21 protein-coding genes are annotated in these 19,073 nt (G+C 63.6%); 8 read left to right on the plus strand and 13 right to left on the minus strand.

Annotated elements, in window-relative coordinates:
* Positions 1 to 24: 24 nt before the first annotated feature.
* The 6 genes from G8E10_RS03490 to G8E10_RS03515 all read right to left on the minus strand — a co-directional run bounded on the left by G8E10_RS03490 (position 25) and on the right by G8E10_RS03515 (position 5,507).
* Positions 25 to 1,314, minus strand: a complete 1,290-nt coding sequence (locus G8E10_RS03490) for a CpaE/TadZ family protein (RefSeq protein WP_167126876.1) — start codon at positions 1,312 to 1,314, stop codon at positions 25 to 27.
* Positions 1,315 to 1,341: 27 nt separating this feature from the next.
* Positions 1,342 to 2,061 (minus strand): CpaD family pilus assembly protein, encoded by a 720-nt coding sequence (locus G8E10_RS03495; RefSeq protein WP_167127140.1) that lies wholly within the window; start codon positions 2,059 to 2,061, stop codon positions 1,342 to 1,344.
* 57 nt (positions 2,062 to 2,118) lie between these two features.
* Positions 2,119 to 3,666 (minus strand): type II and III secretion system protein family protein, encoded by a 1,548-nt coding sequence (locus G8E10_RS03500; RefSeq protein WP_167126879.1) that lies wholly within the window; start codon positions 3,664 to 3,666, stop codon positions 2,119 to 2,121.
* A 23-nt stretch (positions 3,667 to 3,689) separates the two neighbouring features.
* Positions 3,690 to 4,502 (minus strand): Flp pilus assembly protein CpaB, encoded by an 813-nt coding sequence (gene cpaB, locus G8E10_RS03505; RefSeq protein WP_132445384.1) that lies wholly within the window; start codon positions 4,500 to 4,502, stop codon positions 3,690 to 3,692.
* A gap of 134 nt (positions 4,503 to 4,636) precedes the next feature.
* Complete coding sequence (locus G8E10_RS03510; protein WP_167126882.1) at positions 4,637 to 5,149, minus strand: A24 family peptidase; 513 nt, start codon at positions 5,147 to 5,149, stop codon at positions 4,637 to 4,639.
* Between the two features lie 178 nt (positions 5,150 to 5,327).
* A complete protein-coding gene (locus G8E10_RS03515) occupies positions 5,328 to 5,507 on the minus strand; it encodes a Flp family type IVb pilin (protein ID WP_167126886.1) in 180 nt (59 codons plus the stop codon).
* A 304-nt stretch (positions 5,508 to 5,811) separates the two neighbouring features.
* Here G8E10_RS03515 and G8E10_RS03520 point away from each other — a divergent pair, with 304 nt between their 5' ends.
* The 7 genes from G8E10_RS03520 to G8E10_RS03550 all read left to right on the plus strand — a co-directional run bounded on the left by G8E10_RS03520 (position 5,812) and on the right by G8E10_RS03550 (position 11,248).
* Complete coding sequence (locus G8E10_RS03520; protein WP_167126889.1) at positions 5,812 to 6,183, plus strand: pilus assembly protein N-terminal domain-containing protein; 372 nt, start codon at positions 5,812 to 5,814, stop codon at positions 6,181 to 6,183.
* A gap of 79 nt (positions 6,184 to 6,262) precedes the next feature.
* Positions 6,263 to 6,865, plus strand: a complete 603-nt coding sequence (locus tag G8E10_RS03525) for a TadE/TadG family type IV pilus assembly protein (protein ID WP_167126892.1) — start codon at positions 6,263 to 6,265, stop codon at positions 6,863 to 6,865.
* Between the two features lies 1 nt (position 6,866).
* Positions 6,867 to 7,463, plus strand: a complete 597-nt coding sequence (locus G8E10_RS03530; RefSeq protein WP_167126895.1) for a TadE/TadG family type IV pilus assembly protein — start codon at positions 6,867 to 6,869, stop codon at positions 7,461 to 7,463.
* A 114-nt stretch (positions 7,464 to 7,577) separates the two neighbouring features.
* The gene (locus G8E10_RS03535) at positions 7,578 to 8,795 is read left to right on the plus strand and encodes a phosphopentomutase (RefSeq protein ID WP_343289686.1); all 1,218 of its coding nucleotides are present in this window, start codon (positions 7,578 to 7,580) and stop codon (positions 8,793 to 8,795) included.
* The gene (locus tag G8E10_RS03540; protein ID WP_167126901.1) at positions 8,792 to 9,760 is read left to right on the plus strand and encodes an adenosine deaminase; all 969 of its coding nucleotides are present in this window, start codon (positions 8,792 to 8,794) and stop codon (positions 9,758 to 9,760) included. The genes G8E10_RS03535 and G8E10_RS03540 overlap by 4 nt, the downstream gene beginning before the upstream one ends.
* A gap of 115 nt (positions 9,761 to 9,875) precedes the next feature.
* Positions 9,876 to 10,505: a uracil phosphoribosyltransferase gene (gene upp, locus G8E10_RS03545; RefSeq protein WP_110727850.1), complete on the plus strand. Its 630-nt coding sequence runs from the start codon at positions 9,876 to 9,878 to the stop codon at positions 10,503 to 10,505.
* Positions 10,506 to 10,717: 212 nt separating this feature from the next.
* Entirely contained in the window at positions 10,718 to 11,248 is a 531-nt protein-coding gene (locus tag G8E10_RS03550; RefSeq protein WP_167126904.1) for a TIGR02281 family clan AA aspartic protease, read from the plus strand.
* Positions 11,249 to 11,250: 2 nt separating this feature from the next.
* On the opposite strand, the gene deoA is transcribed toward G8E10_RS03550, so the two are convergent.
* The 6 genes from deoA to G8E10_RS03580 all read right to left on the minus strand — a co-directional run bounded on the left by deoA (position 11,251) and on the right by G8E10_RS03580 (position 17,494).
* Complete coding sequence (gene deoA / locus G8E10_RS03555) at positions 11,251 to 12,564, minus strand: thymidine phosphorylase (protein ID WP_167126907.1); 1,314 nt, start codon at positions 12,562 to 12,564, stop codon at positions 11,251 to 11,253.
* A gap of 4 nt (positions 12,565 to 12,568) precedes the next feature.
* Complete coding sequence (gene deoC, locus G8E10_RS03560; RefSeq protein WP_167126911.1) at positions 12,569 to 13,345, minus strand: deoxyribose-phosphate aldolase; 777 nt, start codon at positions 13,343 to 13,345, stop codon at positions 12,569 to 12,571.
* Positions 13,346 to 13,444: 99 nt separating this feature from the next.
* A complete protein-coding gene (locus tag G8E10_RS03565) occupies positions 13,445 to 13,837 on the minus strand; it encodes a cytidine deaminase (protein ID WP_167126914.1) in 393 nt (130 codons plus the stop codon).
* Positions 13,838 to 13,841: 4 nt separating this feature from the next.
* Positions 13,842 to 14,813, minus strand: coding sequence for an ABC transporter permease (locus tag G8E10_RS03570; RefSeq protein ID WP_167126917.1), 972 nt, complete (start codon positions 14,811 to 14,813; stop codon positions 13,842 to 13,844).
* Positions 14,814 to 14,816: 3 nt separating this feature from the next.
* The gene (locus G8E10_RS03575; RefSeq protein WP_167126920.1) at positions 14,817 to 15,950 is read right to left on the minus strand and encodes an ABC transporter permease subunit; all 1,134 of its coding nucleotides are present in this window, start codon (positions 15,948 to 15,950) and stop codon (positions 14,817 to 14,819) included.
* Positions 15,947 to 17,494: an ABC transporter ATP-binding protein gene (locus G8E10_RS03580; RefSeq protein ID WP_167126923.1), complete on the minus strand. Its 1,548-nt coding sequence runs from the start codon at positions 17,492 to 17,494 to the stop codon at positions 15,947 to 15,949. Before G8E10_RS03580 ends, G8E10_RS03575 begins: the two co-directional genes overlap by 4 nt.
* Positions 17,495 to 17,727: 233 nt before the next feature.
* Here G8E10_RS03580 and G8E10_RS03585 point away from each other — a divergent pair, with 233 nt between their 5' ends.
* On the plus strand, positions 17,728 to 17,937 hold the full coding sequence (locus G8E10_RS03585; protein ID WP_110727851.1) for a SlyX family protein: 210 nt from the start codon (positions 17,728 to 17,730) through the stop codon (positions 17,935 to 17,937).
* A gap of 68 nt (positions 17,938 to 18,005) precedes the next feature.
* On the opposite strand, the gene G8E10_RS03590 is transcribed toward G8E10_RS03585, so the two are convergent.
* Entirely contained in the window at positions 18,006 to 18,998 is a 993-nt protein-coding gene (locus tag G8E10_RS03590; protein ID WP_110800517.1) for a BMP family lipoprotein, read from the minus strand.
* Positions 18,999 to 19,073: the final 75 nt, after the last annotated feature.

Consider the following 19,073-nt stretch of genomic DNA (forward strand, 5'->3'; position numbering starts at 1 on the left):
TCATCGTCGCGTTCCCTCCCCGGCTCAACTGCGGCCGAGAAGGCCGAGCACCATGCCGAGACCTGCTTTCTTAGGCTTCTTGGCCGTGACCCGGCCCGTCAGCAGATGCGCCAGCTGGGAAAAGATTTCGGCTGTCGGGGCCTTCTTGTCGGTCTCGCCGATCATGCGCCCGCTGTTTGCCGCCGTGCCGAACAGTGCCGCATCGAAGGGAATGATCGCCGCCGCCTCGATTTCCAGCGACTCGCAGAAATCGGCGACGGAAATCTCGGGCCGCTTCGGCATGCCGACCTGGTTGAGAACGAGATGCGGCGCCTTGTCGTTCGGGCGCAGCTTGCGGATGCTGTCGAACAGGTTTTTGGCGTTGCGAAGATTGGCAAGGTCGGGAACGGCGGTGATGACGAGCTCGTCCGCCTCGCCGACGATGTTGCGCGTCCACTCGTTCCACGTATGCGGCACGTCGAGCACGGAGACGGGCGCATTGCGCTGGAGGATTTCGGCCAGCGCCTGAAAGGCGTTTCCGTCGAAATCATAAGCGCGGTCGAGCATGGAGGGGGCGGCCAGCAGCGAGAGATGCTCGGAGCACTTCGTCAGAAGCCGGTCGAGGAAGACCTCGTCGAGGCGTTCCGGCGAGAAGACGGCCTCGGCCACGCCCTGGGGCGGGTCCTGGTCGAAATTGATGTTGGCGGTGCCATAGGGCAGATCGAGATCGGCAAGCACCGTCTCGGTCGCAAAGAGATGGGAAATGCCCCAGGCGCAATTGTGCGCCAGCGTGGAGGAGCCCACGCCGCCCTTGGCACCGATGAAGGCGATGTTGCGACCGAGCGGCTCGGCCTCGGGATCGACGAAGATCGAGGAGATCGCGCCCATCAGGTCGGACATGGCGACGGGCGCCACCATATATTCGGAGATGCCGTTGCGGATCAGCTCGCGATAAAGGCCGATATCGTTGTAGCGGCCGATGAGGATGACCTTGGTGGTGGGATCACAGACCTGCGCGAGCGGGGCGAGTTCCTGCATGAGGACGCCGGGCTCGGAGGACGTTTCGAGAATGATAAGGTTCGGTGTCGGCATGGTGGCAAACATGTTTGCGGCCGTCGCCACATTGCCGCTGTTGATGCGGAAGCCGACCTTCGCCATGCGCCGGTCCTGCCCGCAGCGCTCCAGACTGCGCTGCACGGCCTCGGTCTCGCAGAAGGCGTGGATGGAGATGCGGGGCAGCGGACGCAGGTGCTCGATGTCCTGCGGCAGGACGACGTCGGCCTGTACCGGCGCCTCGCCGCTCAGGCTCTCGATCTTGTAATCAATGGCGCTCATGTGGTGCCCCGCGACGCGTCAGCTGCGTCAGTTGTTCGTGATGGAAATCGTGGTGTCCGGCGGAGCCGAACTGAGCCCCCTGTAGTCGTCGATGACCTGGCCGCGTCGCGCCGCATCGATCGGCGATTGGGCCTGGGGCCCCAGCAGATCCGTGGGATTGGCGATCTGGGCTGCAAGGTTCGACTGGCTGGCGCAGCCGAAATTGCTCCAGTTGCGGTTCTCCGTCGTGTTGCTGACGAGATCCTCCGGCCAGGAGCCGCAAGGGCCGGTCGAGGCCGTGATCGCGGTGAAGCTCAGGCGCACAGGCGCCGCATCGCCGCTGCCGGCCGCATCATAGCGCGTTTCGAGAAGCCGGTTTGCCGGCACGCCGGTCTGGACCAGGATCGCGCGAATATCGCGGCGCACCGCCTCGACCGCCGCGCCATTGCGGGAGCCACTCGGCAGCATGATCTGGACGACGCCGTTGGCCGAGCCACGATAGGTCTGGGCAAAGCCCTTGATGACCTCGCGTGTGCCGACGGGAAGCCGGCGGTCGCTGGAGGCGATGGGGATGTCGATCGCCCGCTCGCTTTCGCCGACGATGATCGGATGCCGGGTGCGATAATCGTCGGGAATGCCCCCCGTCGACAGGTCGTCGCGCTTGGCGCAGGCCGCAAGGCTCGCCGCAATGCCGAGGCTGAGGAGAGCGATGCGGGCAATGCGGGATGGGCCGATGCGGGATGGGCCGATGCGGGATGGAAACGGCATGGCCGAACGCCTTTCGAGCTGGGGGAGAGCACTCACTGATGTCATGTCCGTCCCCGCCTATTTGTAAATGAAGCCGACATTGCCGTGATACTGCCCGACCGGCTGGGCGCCACGGTTGCCGTAGATGCGATTGACTTCGCCGAGGAAGAAGCCGGGAAGATCGGCGGACGGGTTGAAGTTGTCGTCCGGCCGGGAGATTTGGTTGCGGGCGACGGGACGCACGAGGTAGGGCGTCGCGATGATGACCAGTTCGGTTTCACTGCGCTGGAAATCGCGGGACCGGAACAGCGTTCCGAAAACGGGGATCTTGGCAAAGCCGGGGACACCGGAAATGGCCTGGCGAATGTTGTCCTGAACAAGGCCGCCGATCACGATCGAGCCGCCGGAGGGGAGTTCGACACTGGTCGAAGCCTTGCGCTTGCGGATCGACATGTAGTTCTGGCCGGGAATTCCCTGATAGGTGCCACTGACGACACTGCCTTCGAAGGTCGGCTCCGATACATTGGTTTCGATGTCGAGCGCAATTCGCCCGGGACCGAGTACGACGGGCTTGAAATTCAGCTCGACGCCGTATTCAACGGTTTCGACCTTTCGTTCTAGCACGGGTTTCTTCTCTCCCGTCGTCTTGTCCTCTTCCTCAGTCACTTCCTGACCTGCCGGAAGACGGTAATCTCCACCGACGAAGAACTTGGCGCTCTTTCCGGAGATGGCCGTCAGGCTCGGTTCAGCCAGCGTTCGCATGACGCCGGCCTGCTCCATCGCGTTGATGTAACTGGCAAGCCCGATGGCGCCGTTGGCAATGCTGCCGGTGATCAGGGAGGATCCGGGATTGAGCGCATTGCCCAGATTGGCCGGGTTCTGGAACGTGATCGCAGCGTTTCTGCCGCTGACCGATCCCGAGAAGCCAAGCTGCTTGAGGATCTGGCGCGACACCTCGGCAACCGTGACCTTCAACATCACCTGGTCTTCGCCGTCGATGGTCAGGAGATTGACGATCTTCGACTTCTGACGGTCTTCGGCGTAGATGTCGGCATCGCCGTTCGTGCCCTGCGCGGTGATGTTGCGGGTCGTCGCCTCGCCGCCCTGAAGGAAGGCCTGCGCCAGTTCCACGACGCGCGTGGAGTCAAGCGGCGTGCGGACCGAGCCGGTGAGCACGATGTTGTCCGAGACGATCTCGACGTTGATATCGGAGTCCGGCAGGTAGCGGCGAAGATTGGACTGGAGGGTCGAGACGTCGCGCTCGATTTCGAGATCGAGGCTGACGATTTCCTCGCCACCGGCGCCGAAGATGAAGATGTTGGTCTGACCGACGGACTTACCGAAGAGATAGATGCGGCGGGATGTGCGCGTGACGGCATCGGCAAGCGAAGGATCGGCGACGAGGATGTCATGGGCATCGGTCGGCAGGTCGATGACGACGGCCTTGTTGAGGCCGAGCTTGATGGTCTTCTTGACGCCGGGACCGCTGTCGACGATGCGCACGAGCGCGCTGTCGGCGGCCTGTGCGACACCCGTAAAGCCCGGTAGGACCGGGACGGCCGTGACAGCCAGCGCCACGGCAAGAGCGCCGGCCAGCGGCGCGCGCAGCGTTTTGCCCAACGTCATGGGGATCTTTCCTCGGCTCGCGATCATTGCATCGCTCCCGTCTTGGTCTCGCCGTCGGAGGAGACGATGGAGCCGGATTTGATCAGCTGGACGGCCGGACGGCTGCCGCCGGAGAGGAGGTAATCGGCAGCGATCGTGTCGGGTTCCTGCGCGTCGGCAATCGAGCGGAGAGCGAGAGACAGGCGATCGGCCATCTGCTGGGCGACGGCGAGGACCTTGGCCTGGTCGGGCGTCAGTTCGAGCGTCGCGGTGGTCGCGAGAACGGTCTTGGAGCCATCGTCCTTCTCCTCGATCTGCTGATCGACCGCGAGGATACGGACATTGCTGAGCACGGTTTCCGTGTTGAACGTCTTGCCCTCGCCCTTGCGGACCATGATCACATCGACGCGGTCGTTCGGCAGGATGAAACCGCCGGCACCGGTGGCGACGGTGATTTCGGTCGACACCGCGCGTTTGCCGGCCGGAAGAATGGAGGAAAGGATCTGGCCGGAAGCGTCGGCAATCTTTTCGGCACGAACCGGCTCGCCATTGAGAAGCGGCAGGCGGACGACGGAGCCCTGCAGCTGCGTGGCCGCATCCGGGCGGGCCTCATCCGTGATGAAGCCATCGACGATCCCGGCCTTCGGCCAGGCCATCCACCGGATGGCATCGGCACTGAGGCGCGCGCCGACCGGCAGGCTCTTGGCCATGACGAGGACGTTGACGGTCGGCTCGCGCTCGATGACCGGCTCTGCCGTCTCGACGACGGTCGGACCGGTGATGCTCATCGCCAACAGGCCGGCAAGGCCGGCCGAGACGACCGCAACCGCCAAAATAAAAACGCGCGCCGGCTTCATCTGATGGACCGAACCCTTCCTTGATCACGCTGGGATCACTTGGGAAAAGGCTACGGCGTAAAGGTATAATTAAGGTTAACGAAAACGAACCGACTATGCTTAACAGGAGGTTAAGCTGCGATCTCGAGTGCGCTTCAGCGCATGTGCGCCAGAGCGAGCTGCATCAGGGGGGATTCCTGAAAGGTCAGGAAGGCACCGCAGCCGATGGCGACGCCGTAGGGCACCTTTGAGCCATGAAAGAGTTGTGCGGGGACCGGAATGCGGTGGGCGAGGATAAAGTTCTCCTGGGTCCGCAACACGAGGATTGCGAGAACAAGCACGCCACCGAGGAAGGAAACAGCCACGAGGAAGGTGAGAAGGCTCATGTTCCAGCCGAACCAGACGGCGCTGGCGGTCAGCAGCTTCGCATCCCCACCGCCCATGACGTTGAGGGCAAAGAGCGTGAAGCAGACCGTGAAGACGGCAAGGCCAGCAGCAAGATGGAGACCGATCTGCGTCATGTCGAGATCGGCTAGCGGCGCGATCACGACGAAGGCACCGAGGAGGATTGCGGAGACCCGATTGGGAATCGTCATCGAGAGAAAGTCGGAACAGGCGGCAAAAGCCAGGCACAAGGGGAAAACAACGAAAATCGCAGCCTGAACCATCAAAAGACTCCTCAAGATGGCGATTAGTAGCGGACGGGCGTTAACGAAAGGCGTAATAGCCCGTTCAGAGGCGCGAATTTCTATTTAATGCAAGGATGTCAGTGTACTTGAGACCGAAGACCGCTCTTCTGTAGAAGAGCGGTCTTTTGAAGGAAGCTGATGCAGATCGCGAGATAAATCAGCCGCCACCGCTCGTCTTCAGACGGCCTGCAATGTTGGTAAACGTGTTGCCGATCTGCGTACCGAGGGTCGTTGCACCGGCAACGATCGCCAGAGCGATCAGCGATGCGATCAGGCCGTATTCGATGGCGGTAGCGCCGGACTCGTCCTTGAGAAAACGCGCGAAAACTGCGGTCATGTCATTTCTCCTGCTTCAATGTTTCGTGTTCAGCACTGCCTCCGACATGTCTCTGCCGGCCGGTTGCAATGAACTTACCCAGCACGCATTTCGATCGACTTAAGGAAGAGCGTTACCAAAAAATGAACGAATTTGGACAAATGACGGGGATGCCGCCCATCCAGGGACCTTCCGTCTTTGGCCTTAATCCTTCATTTACCAAAACCACGGATGCTGCCTCATCGGCATCACCGGATCCTGCAACGTCATGGCCTTTCCCTCGCTTTCCCACGTCTCTTCCTTTGCACATAGGCACATCGGAACGATGCTCGGTGCGACCCTGTGCCTCGCTGCGGGTGCCATGATGCCGAGTTTTGCGATCGCGCAGGATGCCGCGCTGATGAACGTCTATCTCAACCATGCCCGGGTTCTCAAACTCGACCGCAGCGTCAGCCGGGTGATCATCGGCAGCGCCGAGATCGCCGATGCCACCGTTGCCGACGCGCAGACCATCGTTCTCACCGGCAAGGCCGTGGGCACGACCAACATCGTCATTCTCGATGAGAACGACAATCCGATCGTCGATCAGCGCATCCTCGTCTCGACGGACGAAGGCAACACCCTGCGGGTCTATCGCTCGACGGCCCGCGCGGTCCTCACCTGCACGCCAAGCTGCGAAGAGCATACGAAGAAGTAGTCGCTCGTCGCCATCGCGACGTTACGAAGTCGAAACGCTTTCTCGATAAGCTGCCATTCCCGGGAACATGGCAGGTACGATGGCGCTCACGAGACGAGACGACGGACAGGATGGCGTGAAGGCACCGGCACGCCAGACGCTTGCCGGCCGCTTTGCGCGCGATCGCAAGGGCGCTGCCGCGATCGAATTCGCCATTCTCGTCATTCCCTTTCTCATGGTCATCTTCGCTTCGATCGAAACCTTCGTCGCGTTTACCGGCGAACAGATCCTCGCCAATGCCACCCAGACCATGGCCCGCAAGATCCGCACCGGCCTGCTGCCGGCGACGATGAACCAGAGCGAGTTCCGGACAGCCTTCTGCAATGAGCTGACGGCCATGCTGAGCTGCTCTGCCAGCGAAGTGGGAACGCCTGCCAAGCTGCTGATCGACGTTCGCAGCTATACGAGCTTCAGCGATATTCCGATCGCCATTCCGCGCAAGGGCACCGATCTTGACGTCACGGGCTTCAAATATGCGCCCGGAGGTCCCGGATCGATCAACCTGATCCGCGCCTATTACCGCTGGACCGTCGTCACGGATCTCGTGCGCCCCTACATCACCAATCTGCGCCCGGCCGGCAGTTCAATGCCGAACGATTACCTGATGGCGACGACGGCCGCCTTCATGAACGAGAAATTCTGAGATGACCGGTGCCGATCGCAACACCAGCCCGCGTTCACCTCTCGTTTTGCTGTTTCGCCACCTGGCGCGCGATCGGCAGGGAACGAGCGGCATCGAGTTCGCTCTCATCGCACCGATCCTCCTGATGATCTATCTCGGCGCGTTCGAGCTGTCCGTCGGCTTCAACATGTCGCAGAAAGTCTCTCAGGCAACCGGCACCGTGGCCGACATCCTCAGTCAGAAGACGGAGGTCACGCCCACGGAACTCGACGGCATGAAGAACGTGGCGCTGAGCATCATGGCGCCGTTCTCCATCAGCAAATACACGCTGAAGGTCTCTGGCATTCGCGTCACCGCGCCGGGAGTCGGGGTCGTCGCGTGGTCGCGCGACGAAAAGGGCGGTACGCCCTATGCCGTCAACGCAACCGTTTCCGTTCCCTCGGACCTCACCGTCCTCAATACCTTCGTCGTCCGCTCGGAATTCACCGTTCCCTATGAACTCATGCTGTTCACGCCGCCGGGCATCAAGGACAATTCGCTGTCGATCATGAACCTTTCGGAAAACTACTATTATCGCCAGCGCGTCGGCCTCGGGATCAGCTGCTCGCTCTGCAGGTAAGCGCCGCCGCCCCGTATGCTGCGCGCCCGGTTTGCAAAAACGGGAGGCGAAGCGTATCTCTTGCCGCAAACGATCGGACCCGGTTTGGGGATATCTTTCAGGAGATTGCGGAACGTGCGGGCTTTTCTCTTCGTTCTGGACTCCCTCGGCATCGGCGGTGCGCCGGATGCCGCCGCCTTCGGCGACGAGGGTGCCGACACGCTCGGCCACATCGCCGAGTTCTGTGCAGCCGGTGCGGCCGACCGGCAGGGTCTTCGCGCCGGGCCGCTGGCGCTTCCGAACATGGCCGCGCGGGGGCTCTTCCAAGCTGCCCGGCTTTCGAGCGGCAGCCTGCCTGCCGGCGTCACCCTTCCCGAGACCATCGACGGCGTCTATGGCGCGGCCGAAGAGGTGTCGCGCGGCAAGGATACGCCGTCCGGGCACTGGGAGATCGCGGGAACGCCGGTGCGGTTCGACTGGGGGTACTTTCCCGATACCGGCGACGCCTTTCCGGAGGCGCTGGTCGCCCGGATCTGCGAAGAGGGCGGTGTTCCCGGTATCCTCGGCAATTGCCACGCCTCCGGCACCGACATCATCGCGCGGCTCGGCGAGGAGCATCTGCGGACGGGAAAGCCAATCTGTTACACCTCCTCGGATTCCGTCTTCCAGATCGCCGCACATGAGGAGCGTTTTGGCCTCGAGCGCCTGCTGGACCTCTGTCAGACCGTTCGCCGCCTGCTCGACGATTATAATATCGGGCGGGTCATCGCCCGTCCCTTCATCGGGCGGACGGCGCAGGACTTCGTGCGGACCGGAAACCGGCGCGACTATTCGGTGCTACCGCCAGAGCCGACGCTGCTCGACCGGTTGACCGAGGCGGGCCGCACGGTGCACGCCATCGGCAAGATCGCCGATATCTTCGCCCATCAGGGCATCGGCCGCACCATCAAGGCCAATGGTAACGAAGCGCTGTTCGATGCCAGCCTGAAGGCGATCCAGGAGGCCGGGGATGGCGACCTCGTCTTCACCAATTTCGTCGATTTCGACATGCTCTACGGCCATCGCCGGGATGTCGCGGGCTACGCGGCGGCGCTGGAAGCCTTCGACCGCAGGCTGCCCGAACTCGACGCTATGCTCCAGCCGGGCGATATCGTCATCCTGACGGGCGATCATGGCTGCGACCCGACCTGGCGGGGCACCGACCATACGCGCGAGCGGGTGCCCGTGCTGCTCTTCGGCCCCGGCATTGCCAGCCGGCCGATCGGGATCATCCCCGGGTTTGCCGGGATCGGCGAGACGGTGGCACAGCATCTCGGTATCGAGCCCGGCCCCCATGGAAGGAGTTTTCTGTGACGCTGCACCTCAAGAAAGCGGAACTGCACTGCCATATCGAAGGGGCAGCGCCGCCGTCGCTTGCGCTTACGCAAGCGGAAAAGTATGGCGTCGATGTCTCCGGCCTCATCGAGGACGGGTCCTATGTCTGGACCGACTTCAGCGAATTCATCGTCTGCTACGACCGCGTCGCATCGCTGTTTCGCACGGAGGAAGATTATGCCGTGCTCGCGGAAACCTATCTGACGGAGCTGAGCGCCGCCGGCACGATCTACAGCGAGATCATCGTATCGCCGGACCACGGCAACACGATCGGCATCGGCGCCGATGCCTATCTGCGCGGGCTCGCCGCCGGTATTGCGGCGGCCCGTGCGAAAACCGGCATCGAGGGCCGGATGATCATTACCATCATCCGCCATCTTGGGCGTGAGGCCGCCGAGCGCACCGCGCTCTACGCTGCCCGGCGGGACCATCCGCTCGTCACCGGCTTCAATCTAGCCGGCGAGGAGCGGATGTACCGGGTTGCCGACTTTGCACGCGCCTACGACATCGCCCGGGATGCCGGGCTCGGCCTCACCATCCATGCCGGGGAGATGGCGGGCGCCGACAGCGTGCGGGATGCGCTCGATATCGTCAGGCCGTCGCGCATCAGCCATGGCGTGCGCGCTATCGAGGATGCCGATCTCGTCCGTCGGATCGCGGCGGAAGGCGTCGTGCTGGAGACCTGCCCCGGATCCAACATCGCGCTCGGCGTCTTCACCGGCTTTCATGCCCATCCCCTCCGGGCGCTGCGCGATGCCGGATGCCGCGTCACGCTGAATGCGGACGATCCGCCGTTCTTCCACACATCGCTTTCCCAGGAATACGATATGGCCTCCGAGGTCATGGGGTTCGCCGATGCCGAGATCAATGCCATGACCCGCACCGCCATCGAGGCGGCCTTCGTGGACGAGGACACGCGCGCGACGCTGCTCTCGCGCCTCTGACCTGCTGCGCGACATCGTGTGATGGGTTGGGGACGGCGCGGCGGCGGACTTGCGGCGGCGGGTCTTTCCGTGGAAAAGGGATGGGTTCCATCCGTCGCGGCAAGAGGCTTACAGCATGACCAGCGTTACCGTCATCGACCACCCGCTCGTCCAGCACAAGCTGACGATCATGCGCAAGAAGGAAACCTCTACCGCGGGCTTCCGCCGGCTGCTGCGCGAGATTTCGACGCTGCTCTGTTACGAAGTGACGCGCGATCTGGAGCTGACGATGGAAACCATCGAGACGCCGATGCAGCAGATCCAGGCGCCGGTGCTCGAAGGCAAGAAGCTGGTGTTCGCCTCGATCCTGCGGGCCGGCAACGGCCTTCTCGAAGGCATGCTGGAACTGGTGCCCTCCGCGCGCGTCTCGCATGTCGGCGTCTACCGCGACCATGAAACGCTGGAAGCGGTCGAGTATTATTTCAAGGCGCCCGAGAATATGGCGGAGCGACTGGTGATCGTCGTCGATCCGATGCTCGCGACCGGCAATTCCTCGATCGCCGCCATCGACAAGCTGAAGGAGCGCGGCGCCGTCAACCTGCGGTTCCTCTGCCTTCTCGCAGCCCCCGAAGGCATCGCCAATTTCCACGCCGTACACCCGGACGTGCCGATCTTCACCGCATCGATCGACAGCCACCTCAACGAGAAGGGCTATATCATGCCCGGTCTTGGGGATGCCGGCGACCGGATGTACGGGACGAAGTAAGGTTCGTTAACCCTTAAGCGCAAGGGACGGGGCAGGCCGCGCCGTCTTTGCGTCTTCTTAAAGACCCTGCACGATAGTTAGAACACCGCGCGTCATTCATGACACGCGGTGTTCTAACACTTTTAAGTTGCTGCATAATTTATCGTTAAACCGATTTCGGTTTAACGAATTATGCAGTAGGACGAACGTCCTTTCGCTGCGGAGTTGCGGGCATGATGAGCCGCGTGCTGATGATTGCAGGCCTTGCCGGTCTCTGCGCCTACACCCTTCCGAACCTGACCGGCCGGTATCTCGACCGGACGCCCACGCCCGTGGCAACCTTGCCGGCCAAGCCCGCCGCCGCCGCCCCGGCGGTGCCGGCTGCCGTCGGCGCGCGCGAGGTGGTGCTGCCGGCCGGACCGGGTGGACATTTCAGCGCGAACCTCGAAGTGAACGGCCGCAGCGTTCGCGGCTTGATCGATACGGGCGCGACCGTGGTCGCGCTCAACGAAAGCACCGCGCGGCGGATCGGCCTTTCGCTTTCGACGCTCGACTATTCCATTTCCGTTTCCACAGCGAACGGCCTGGCGAAGGCGGCATCGGTGACCTTGAAGCGGATCAAGGTCGGCAGCATCGCCGTCGACAATGTGCAGGCCATGGTGCTGCCGGATGCAGCCCTGTCCGACACGCTGGTCGGCATGAGCTTCCTCAATCGGCTCTCGTCGTTTGCCGTGGAGGACGGGGCCTTGAGGCTGAAGCGCTAAGCTCAGGCCGTCAGACGCGACAGGATGATCGGACGGGATGCGGGAGCGCCGTCCTCGATGGAATAGGCTGCCATGAACGCCGACGCGGCGTCTTCGGCGGCCGCATCATCGGCAGCGTGAACGCGGGCAAGGGCCTGTCCGGCCTCCACACGGGTGCCGAGCGGCAGGATGTCGGAGAAGCCGGCGCTGTGATCGATCGACTGGTCGGCGCGGGTGCGTCCACCGCCGAGCGCGATGACCGCCAGCCCTATGGCACGGGCATCGCAGGTGCTCAGAACGCCCGCGCGATCGGCGGTGATCGGCCGGATAACCGGCGCCGCTGTCAGATAGGCTTCCGGGCGCTCCACGAAATCTACAGGTCCGCCCAGTGCCGAGACCATACGGCCGAAGATGTCGAGGGCCGTCCCGCTTTCCAATGCCCGTCGCGCCGCATCCTGGCTTTCGACCGGGCCCGAGGTGACGCCGGCAACGAGCAGCATTTCGGACGCCAGCGCCATGACGACCTGCTCCAGCCGCGTGCCCTGCTTTTCGCCGCGCAGGAAGGCGAGGCAATTGAGGATTTCCAGCGCGTTGCCCACGGCATCGGCCAGCGGTTCGCTCATGTCGGTGATGAGAGCCGTGGTGCGCAGCCCTGCCCCGTTGGCGACGTCCACCAGCGAGCGGGCGAGGATCTCGGCTTCCGACAGGGAGGCCATGAAGGCGCCGCTGCCGACCTTGACGTCGAGCACGAGGGAGCCGAGGCCGGCCGCGAGCTTCTTCGACAGGATGGAGGCCGTGATCAGCGGCACAGAATCCACGGTCGCGGTGATGTCGCGGATTGCATAAAGCCGGCGGTCGGCAGGTGCGAGATCCGCCGTTTGCCCGATGATGGCGCAACCGACGCTTTCCACGACACGACCCAGGGTCTCCGCGGATGGCGCGATATGATAGCCGGGAATGGATTCGAGCTTGTCGAGCGTGCCGCCGGTATGCCCAAGGCCGCGGCCGGAAATCATGGGAACGACGAGGCCGCAGGCGGCCAGGATCGGCGCGAGCATGAGCGAGACATTGTCCCCCACACCGCCGGTCGAGTGCTTGTCGGCCACCGGCCGCCCGAGCGCGTGATAGTCGAGCACCGTGCCGCTGTCGCGCATGGCGACGGTCAGCGCCACCGTCTCGGCGCTGGTCATACCGGAAAACCATGTCGCCATGGCGAAGGCCGCCACCTGGGCGTCGCCAATGGAGCCGTCGGCCATGCCGGCGACGAAGTCCGCGATCTCGCTCGGCTCAAGAGCGACGCGATCACGCTTGCGGCGGATGATTTCCTGCGGGATCATCGCCTTAATACGCCGCTGGTGCGGCAAGGGACTCGCGCCCCTCGATGATCGAGAGGATATCGCCGAGCAGGCCCGAAGCACCGAAGCGGAAGGTCGAGGGCATCAGCCAGTCGGGACCGTGAATGGTGGCGGCGAGCGTCAGGTAGAGCCGCGCGTCGGCCACGGTCTTGACGCCGCCGGCCGGCTTGAAGCCAACGCGGCGACCGCTTTCGCGGATGGCGGTCAGCATGATGTCGGCCGCTTCCAGCGTCGCATTGACGGCGACCTTGCCGGTGGAGGTCTTGATGAAGTCAGCGCCTTCCTGGATGGCGAGGTGGGAGGCGTTACGGATCAGCCCGCGCTCCTTCAGCTCGCCGGTTTCCAGAATGGTCTTGAGAACCACGGTTTCCCCGCAGGCCGTGCGCACGGCGCGGATCATCTCGCGCACCGCCTGCTCGTCGCCTGCCATCAAAGCGCGATAGGGAATGACGAGGTCGATCTCGTCGGCGCCATCGGCAATCGCGGTGGTGGTTTCGGCGACGACGTCATCCACTGTCAGCTCGCCCGAGGGAAAATTGACGACGGTTGCGATGCGCACCGGGCTCGACGCCCCGAGAATGCCGCGGGCTTGGCGCACGAAGCGCGGCCAGATGCAGATGGCGGCAACGGGCCCATGCGGCGTGCGCGCCCGTGCGCAAAGCGCCTCGATGGCCTCAGGCGTGCAGTCGTCGCTCAGATCGGTCAGGTCGAGCAGGGACAGCGCGAGAGAGGCGAGCTGCCGGTTGCTGGCTTCCAGTGTCATAGGTGCCTCCCTTGGGCGGGTTCGGTCCTGATGCGGTAGAGGTTTTGGCGCCGTTTGGCAAAGCCAATCGCGGTCATTCGTGGCCTTGGGAGAGCACGATCAGCCGATCGTGTCTGTGGCGAAGGAATGCGGCAGGAGGTCCGAAAGGGTCACCGTCTCCCGCACCCCGGTCTCGTCGCAGAGATAGATCGGCGTGCCGGCTTCGGCAAACTCCGACAGTCGCTGGCGGCAGCCGCCGCAGGGCGGGCAGAGCGGCAGCTTTTCGGCGATGACGGCGACTTCCAGGATCTTCCGGGCGCCGCCCATGATCATGTGGCTGATCGCCGTGGTTTCGGCACACCAGCCCTCGGGAAAGGAGAGGTTCTCGATATTGGCGCCGGCATAGATCGTGCCGTCCTCGGCGCGGATGGCCGCGCCGACGGGGAACTTGGAATAGGGTGCATGCGCAAGCGCCATAGCCTTGCGGGCGGCTTCGAAGAGATCGGTCGCCATGGGATCAGCGCTCCTTGACATAGGGCACCCCACCGGCCTTGGGCGGCACGGCCTTGCCGATGAAGCCGGCGAGAAGGATGACGGTGAGAATATAGGGCAGCGCCTGCATGAGCTGCACCGGGATCTGTCCGATCAGCGGCAGCGGATTGCCCTGCAGGCGAATGGCCAGCGCATCGAGGAAGCCGAACAGCAGGCAGGCCAGCATGACGTTGAGTGGCTTCCATTTGGCAAAGATCAGCGCTGCGAGCGCGATATAGCCCTTGCCGGCCGTCATACCCTTGACGAAGCCGGCGGTCATGGCGAGCGACAGGTAGGCGCCGCCGAGACCGGCGAGAATACCGCAGCAGATGACGGCGCGGTAGCGCATCCAGACGACAGAAATGCCGGCCGTATCCACCGCGCCCGGATTCTCGCCGACGGCCCGCAGGCGCAGGCCGAAGCGGGTGCGGTAAAGGATCCACCAGGTGATCGGCACCATGGCGAAGGCGAGGTAGGTGAGGAAGAAGTGGCCGGAGATGAGATCCGCATAGATCGGCCCGATGACGGGAACCGAGCGGATCTCCTCGGCGAAGGGGAAGGTGATGGTCGAGAACCGGGCGTCTCCGGCAAGCGCCGGCGTACGGCCGCCCTGGCGGAACCAGGCTTCGCCCAGAATGACGGTGGAGCCGAAGACGATGAAGTTGATCGCCACGCCCGAGACGATCTGGCTGCCGCGCTGGGTGATGGAGGCATAGCCGTGAACCAACGACAGGAGGACCGAGATGAGGATGGCGGCGAGGAGACCGGCCCAGACATTGCCGGTCACCGCGGCGACCGCACCGGCGGCAAAGGCGGCACCCAGCATCTTGCCCTCGAGCCCTATGTCGAAGACGCCGGCGCGTTCGGTGAAGAGACCGCCGAGGGCTGCGAAGATGAGGGGCACGGAGACGCGGATGGTCGATTCCAGCACCGTCACCAGCATGTGAAAGACATCCATGGATCAGGCTCCCTTGGCGGCTGACGATGCCGATCTGCTGCTTGCGACAGAGGCGAAGATGCGCCCGATCGCCGGGCGGAACATGTTTTCGAGCGCGCCGGCAAAGAGGATGACGAGGCCCTGGATGATGACGATCATGTCGCGCGAGATGGTGGGCATCTCGAAGGCGATCTCGGCACCGCCCTGGTAGAGCATGCCGAAAAGGATGGCGGCGGGAATGATGCCGGCCGGGTGCGAGCGGCCCATGAGGGCGACCGCGATACCGACGAAGCCGGCGCCTTGGACGAAATCGAGCTGCATGCGGAACTGCTCGCCCATGATCGGGTTCAGCGCCATCATGCCGCAGAGCCCGCCCGAGATCATCATGGCGATGACGGTGATGCGCGCATCCTTGATGCCGGCATAGCGGGCGGCCGACGGGCTGTGGCCCATGACGCGCATCTCGTAGCCGAGCCGCGTGCGCCAGATCAGAAGCCAGCAGCCGAAGGCCGCGAGCAGCGCCAGCAGGAAGGAAATGTTGAACGGCGCATTGCCGATATCGAGCCCGAAGATGCCAAGCAGCCAGTCGAGCTTCGGCAGCTGCCCGCCCGCCTCGAAGGTCCGCGTCTGCGGCGCCATGGAGCCGAGCGGCTTGAGGACGCGCGTCAGCAGGTAGACCATCAGGCTCGAGGCGATGAAGTTGAACATGATGGTGGTGATGACGATGTGGCTGCCGCGCTTGGCCTGCAGCCAGCCGGGCAGGAACGCCCACAGCGCGCCGAAGGCCGCCGAGCCGAGGATCGCCAAGGGGAAGACGACGTACCAGGGCATGACGCGGTCGAGCCAGAGGCAGACGAGCGCGACGCCGATGCCGCCGACATAGGCCTGCCCCTCGCCGCCGATGTTGAAGAGGCCGGCATGCGAGGCGACCGCGACCGCAAGGCCGGTGAAGATGAAGGTCGTGGCGTAATAGAGCGTGAAGCCGATATATTCGCCGCGGCCGAAGGCGCCGTTGATCAGGTGGTAGGCGGCCTCCAGCGGGCTCTCGCCGACGAGCAGCACCACGAGGCCGGCCACGAGGAAGGCGACGACGAGATTGACGAGCGGGATGAGACCGTATTCGGCCCAGCCGGGCAGTTTGGCGTAAGGATTGCTCACCGGGCGGCCTCCATGCGGTTTTCGACGCGGTTTTCGACACCGGCCATCAACAGACCGAGGTCGCCCTCGTCAGCGTCGGAGGTCCGCTCGCCGACGACGCGCCCGGCGAACATCACGAGGATCCGGTCCGACAGAGCGCGGATCTCGTCGAGCTCGACCGAGACCAGAAGGACGGCCTTTCCCTGATCGCGCATCTCGATGATCCGCTTGTGAATGAATTCGATGGCGCCGACATCGACGCCGCGGGTGGGCTGGCCGATGATCAGCACATCGGGATTGCGCTCCATCTCGCGCGCCAGCACGATCTTCTGCTGGTTGCCGCCGGAAAAATTCGCCGTCTTCAGGCGCGGGTTCGGCGGTCGGATATCGTATCTGGCGATATTCGCTTCCGCATCCGCCCGCATGGCGGCGATATCGAGCAGGGCACCTTTCTTGTAGGCGGGATCGCGGTGATAGCCGAGGATGGCGTTTTCGCTCTCCTCGAACTTCAGCACGAGGCCGACATGATGGCGGTCTTCCGGAACGTGGGCGAGGCCGCGCGTGCGCAGCTCCGCCGGGTCGGCAAGGCCGGTGACATCGACCGTGGAGCCGTTAAGCTCGACCGTTCCGCCGGTCGCGCGGCGGATGCCGGCGATGGCTTCGAGAAGCTCGGACTGGCCATTGCCCGCGACGCCGGCAATGCCGACGATCTCGCCGGCCCGGATGTCGAAGGAGACGTCATCGACCATGGTGACGCCGCGGCCGTCGCGAACCGTGAGGTTGCGCACCGAAAGCTTGACGTCGCCGGGGCGGGCCTCGCCCTTTTCCACCCGCAGCAGAACGCGCCGTCCGACCATGAGCTCGGCCAGTTCCTCGACCGAGGTCCTGTCCGTCTCGCGCGTGGCGACCATCTCGCCGCGGCGCATGACGGAGACCTCGTCTGTGACGGCCATGATCTCGCGCAGCTTGTGGGTGATCAGGATGATCGTCTTGCCCTCGTTCTTCAGCTGCTCGAGAATGCGAAACAGGTGATCGGCTTCCGGCGGCGTCAGAACGCCCGTGGGCTCGTCGAGAATGAGAATATCGGCCTTGCGGTAGAGGGCTTTGAGGATTTCCACGCGCTGCTGCAGGCCGACCGGCAGTTCCTCGATGATGGCATCGGGATTGACCTCCAGCGCATATTCCTTCTCCAGCCGCTTCAGCTCGATACGGGCCTTGGAGATCGAGGCATTCAGCACCGGGCTGTCCTCGGCACCGAGCATGACGTTTTCGAGCACGGTGAAGTTTTCGACCAGCATGAAATGCTGGTGCACCATGCCGATGCCGCTTGCGATCGCCGCATTCGGGTCCTTGATCGTCAGCACCTTGCCATCGACGAGGATATCGCCGCGATCGGCCTGGTAGAAGCCATAGAGGATCGACATCAGGGTCGATTTCCCGGCGCCGTTTTCGCCGATGATCCCGTGGATCGTTCCCTTTTTGACGACGAGGTTGATATTTTTGTTGGCGTGGACAGGGCCGAAGCTCTTGTCGATGCCCCGAAGCTCAATCGCGATATCGCTCATGGCAGCCGCATCCCGTTCCCGGCACCCGTTGTCGGCAGGCCGTGCCGCCGGGTGCTTGCTTGATTGTCCGACCGCCCGCTTTAAGGAAAGCGGGAAGCCTAAGGCTAACATCGATCACGGCGATCGGAAGCGCTAAATCAGCGGATCGGCTGTTTCGCGTTTGACCTGCCGCCGGGCGAACCCTCTATAACGAGAGAAGACGATCCGCCAGCGACAAAGAGAGAATGACGATCATGACGAGCGACGAGACACGGATGACGGCCATCGAGGAAACGATCGCGCATCAGGCCCGCGTGATCGAGGACCTGTCGCAGCAGCTTGCCGAACAGTGGAAGATCGTGGACCAGGTTCGCACGAAACTGGACCGGCTGACCGAACGGTTCCTGACGCTGGAAGAGACCTCGCTGGAGGCCCCGGCCAATACGCGGCCGCCGCATTACTGACACGCCGTCGAGGGGCATGCGTCGCCGGCCACATGGGCCGACAACGCTTTCCCGTATCGCGGATCGCCTCAGTAGGCGCAGGTTTCGTCCGTCATATAATCATGGACCTGAAGCGTGCCGGCGATGATGTCGGCCTTCGCCTTGTCGACGGCGGCCTGCATCTCGGGCGTGATCAGCGCCTTGTTGTTGTCGTCGACGGCATAGCCGACGCCGTCTTCCTTCAGGCCGAGATTGGAGATGCCGGCCTTGAACGTGTCGTTCTTGACGCTCATGAAGCTGTCATACACGGCGACATCGACGCGCTTGATCATGGAGGTCAGGATCTTGCCGGGCTGCATGGCGTTCTGGTTCGAGTCGACGCCGATGCCGAGCTTGCCGGCATCCGCTGCCGCCTGGAGAACGCCGACACCGGTGCCGCCAGCGGCGTGGTAGACGACGTCAGAGCCCTGGTCGAACTGCGACTTTGCGATTTCGCCGCCCTTGACCGGATCGTTCCAGGCTTCCGGCGTCGTCCCGGTATAGGCTTCGAGAACCTTGACGTCAGCGCCGGTGGACTTGGCACCGCCGATGTAGCCGCAGGCGAACTTGTGGATCAGCGGAATATCCATGCCGCCGACGAAGGAGACGGTCTTCGACTTGGAAGCGAGGCCGGCGAGAATGCCGACGAGATAGGACCCTTCCTGCTCCTTGAAGACCACGGACTTCACGTTCGGCTTGTCCACGACCATGTCGATGACGGAGAACTTGGTGTCGGGATATTCGGCGGCGACCTTTTCGAGCGCGGCGGCCCAGGAGAAGCCGGCCATGACGATGGGGCTGTTTCCGTCGCCGGCAAAGCGGCGAAGTGCCTGCTCGCGCTGCGCGTCATTGGCGATTTCGAACTCGCGATAGGCGATGCCGGTTTCGGCCTTGAACTTCTCGGCGCCGTTGAAGGCGGATTCGTTGAAGGATTTGTCGAACTTACCGCCGAGGTCGTAAATGACCGCGGGCTTGATGTCGGCGGCCAGCGCCGTGGCTGACATCATCGAGAAGGCAAGGAGACCGAGGAGGGTTTTCTTCATTGTGCAGCCCTGTTTGTTACCATGTGTTTTCTGGGTCCTCCCGCACGCTTCTTCTTGTGTCGGAAGCATGTCTGC

Origin of the sequence: Ferranicluibacter rubi (assembly GCF_011603255.1) — a bacterium.
Lineage (GTDB): Bacteria > Pseudomonadota > Alphaproteobacteria > Rhizobiales > Rhizobiaceae > Ferranicluibacter > Ferranicluibacter rubi.

Excerpts from the sequence above, each read along its gene's own strand:
- G8E10_RS03515 (WP_167126886.1), bottom strand. The coding sequence starts at position 5,507 with ATGACCGCAGTTTTCGCGCGTTTTCTCAAGGACGAGTCCGGCGCTACC.
- G8E10_RS03525 (WP_167126892.1), top strand. The coding sequence starts at position 6,263 with ATGGCGCTCACGAGACGAGACGACGGACAGGATGGCGTGAAGGCACCG.
- G8E10_RS03585 (WP_110727851.1), top strand. The coding sequence starts at position 17,728 with ATGACGAGCGACGAGACACGGATGACGGCCATCGAGGAAACGATCGCG.
- G8E10_RS03520 (WP_167126889.1), top strand. The coding sequence starts at position 5,812 with ATGCTCGGTGCGACCCTGTGCCTCGCTGCGGGTGCCATGATGCCGAGT.
- deoA (WP_167126907.1), bottom strand. The coding sequence starts at position 12,564 with ATGATCCCGCAGGAAATCATCCGCCGCAAGCGTGATCGCGTCGCTCTT.
- G8E10_RS03565 (WP_167126914.1), bottom strand. The coding sequence starts at position 13,837 with ATGGCGACCGATCTCTTCGAAGCCGCCCGCAAGGCTATGGCGCTTGCG.
- upp (WP_110727850.1), top strand. The coding sequence starts at position 9,876 with ATGACCAGCGTTACCGTCATCGACCACCCGCTCGTCCAGCACAAGCTG.
- G8E10_RS03510 (WP_167126882.1), bottom strand. The coding sequence starts at position 5,149 with ATGGTTCAGGCTGCGATTTTCGTTGTTTTCCCCTTGTGCCTGGCTTTT.
- G8E10_RS03590 (WP_110800517.1), bottom strand. The coding sequence starts at position 18,998 with ATGAAGAAAACCCTCCTCGGTCTCCTTGCCTTCTCGATGATGTCAGCC.
- deoC (WP_167126911.1), bottom strand. The coding sequence starts at position 13,345 with ATGACACTGGAAGCCAGCAACCGGCAGCTCGCCTCTCTCGCGCTGTCC.
- G8E10_RS03570 (WP_167126917.1), bottom strand. The coding sequence starts at position 14,813 with ATGGATGTCTTTCACATGCTGGTGACGGTGCTGGAATCGACCATCCGC.
- G8E10_RS03500 (WP_167126879.1), bottom strand. The coding sequence starts at position 3,666 with ATGACGTTGGGCAAAACGCTGCGCGCGCCGCTGGCCGGCGCTCTTGCC.
- G8E10_RS03580 (WP_167126923.1), bottom strand. The coding sequence starts at position 17,494 with ATGAGCGATATCGCGATTGAGCTTCGGGGCATCGACAAGAGCTTCGGC.
- G8E10_RS03530 (WP_167126895.1), top strand. The coding sequence starts at position 6,867 with ATGACCGGTGCCGATCGCAACACCAGCCCGCGTTCACCTCTCGTTTTG.
- G8E10_RS03495 (WP_167127140.1), bottom strand. The coding sequence starts at position 2,061 with ATGCCGTTTCCATCCCGCATCGGCCCATCCCGCATCGGCCCATCCCGC.
- G8E10_RS03550 (WP_167126904.1), top strand. The coding sequence starts at position 10,718 with ATGATGAGCCGCGTGCTGATGATTGCAGGCCTTGCCGGTCTCTGCGCC.
- G8E10_RS03490 (WP_167126876.1), bottom strand. The coding sequence starts at position 1,314 with ATGAGCGCCATTGATTACAAGATCGAGAGCCTGAGCGGCGAGGCGCCG.
- cpaB (WP_132445384.1), bottom strand. The coding sequence starts at position 4,502 with ATGAAGCCGGCGCGCGTTTTTATTTTGGCGGTTGCGGTCGTCTCGGCC.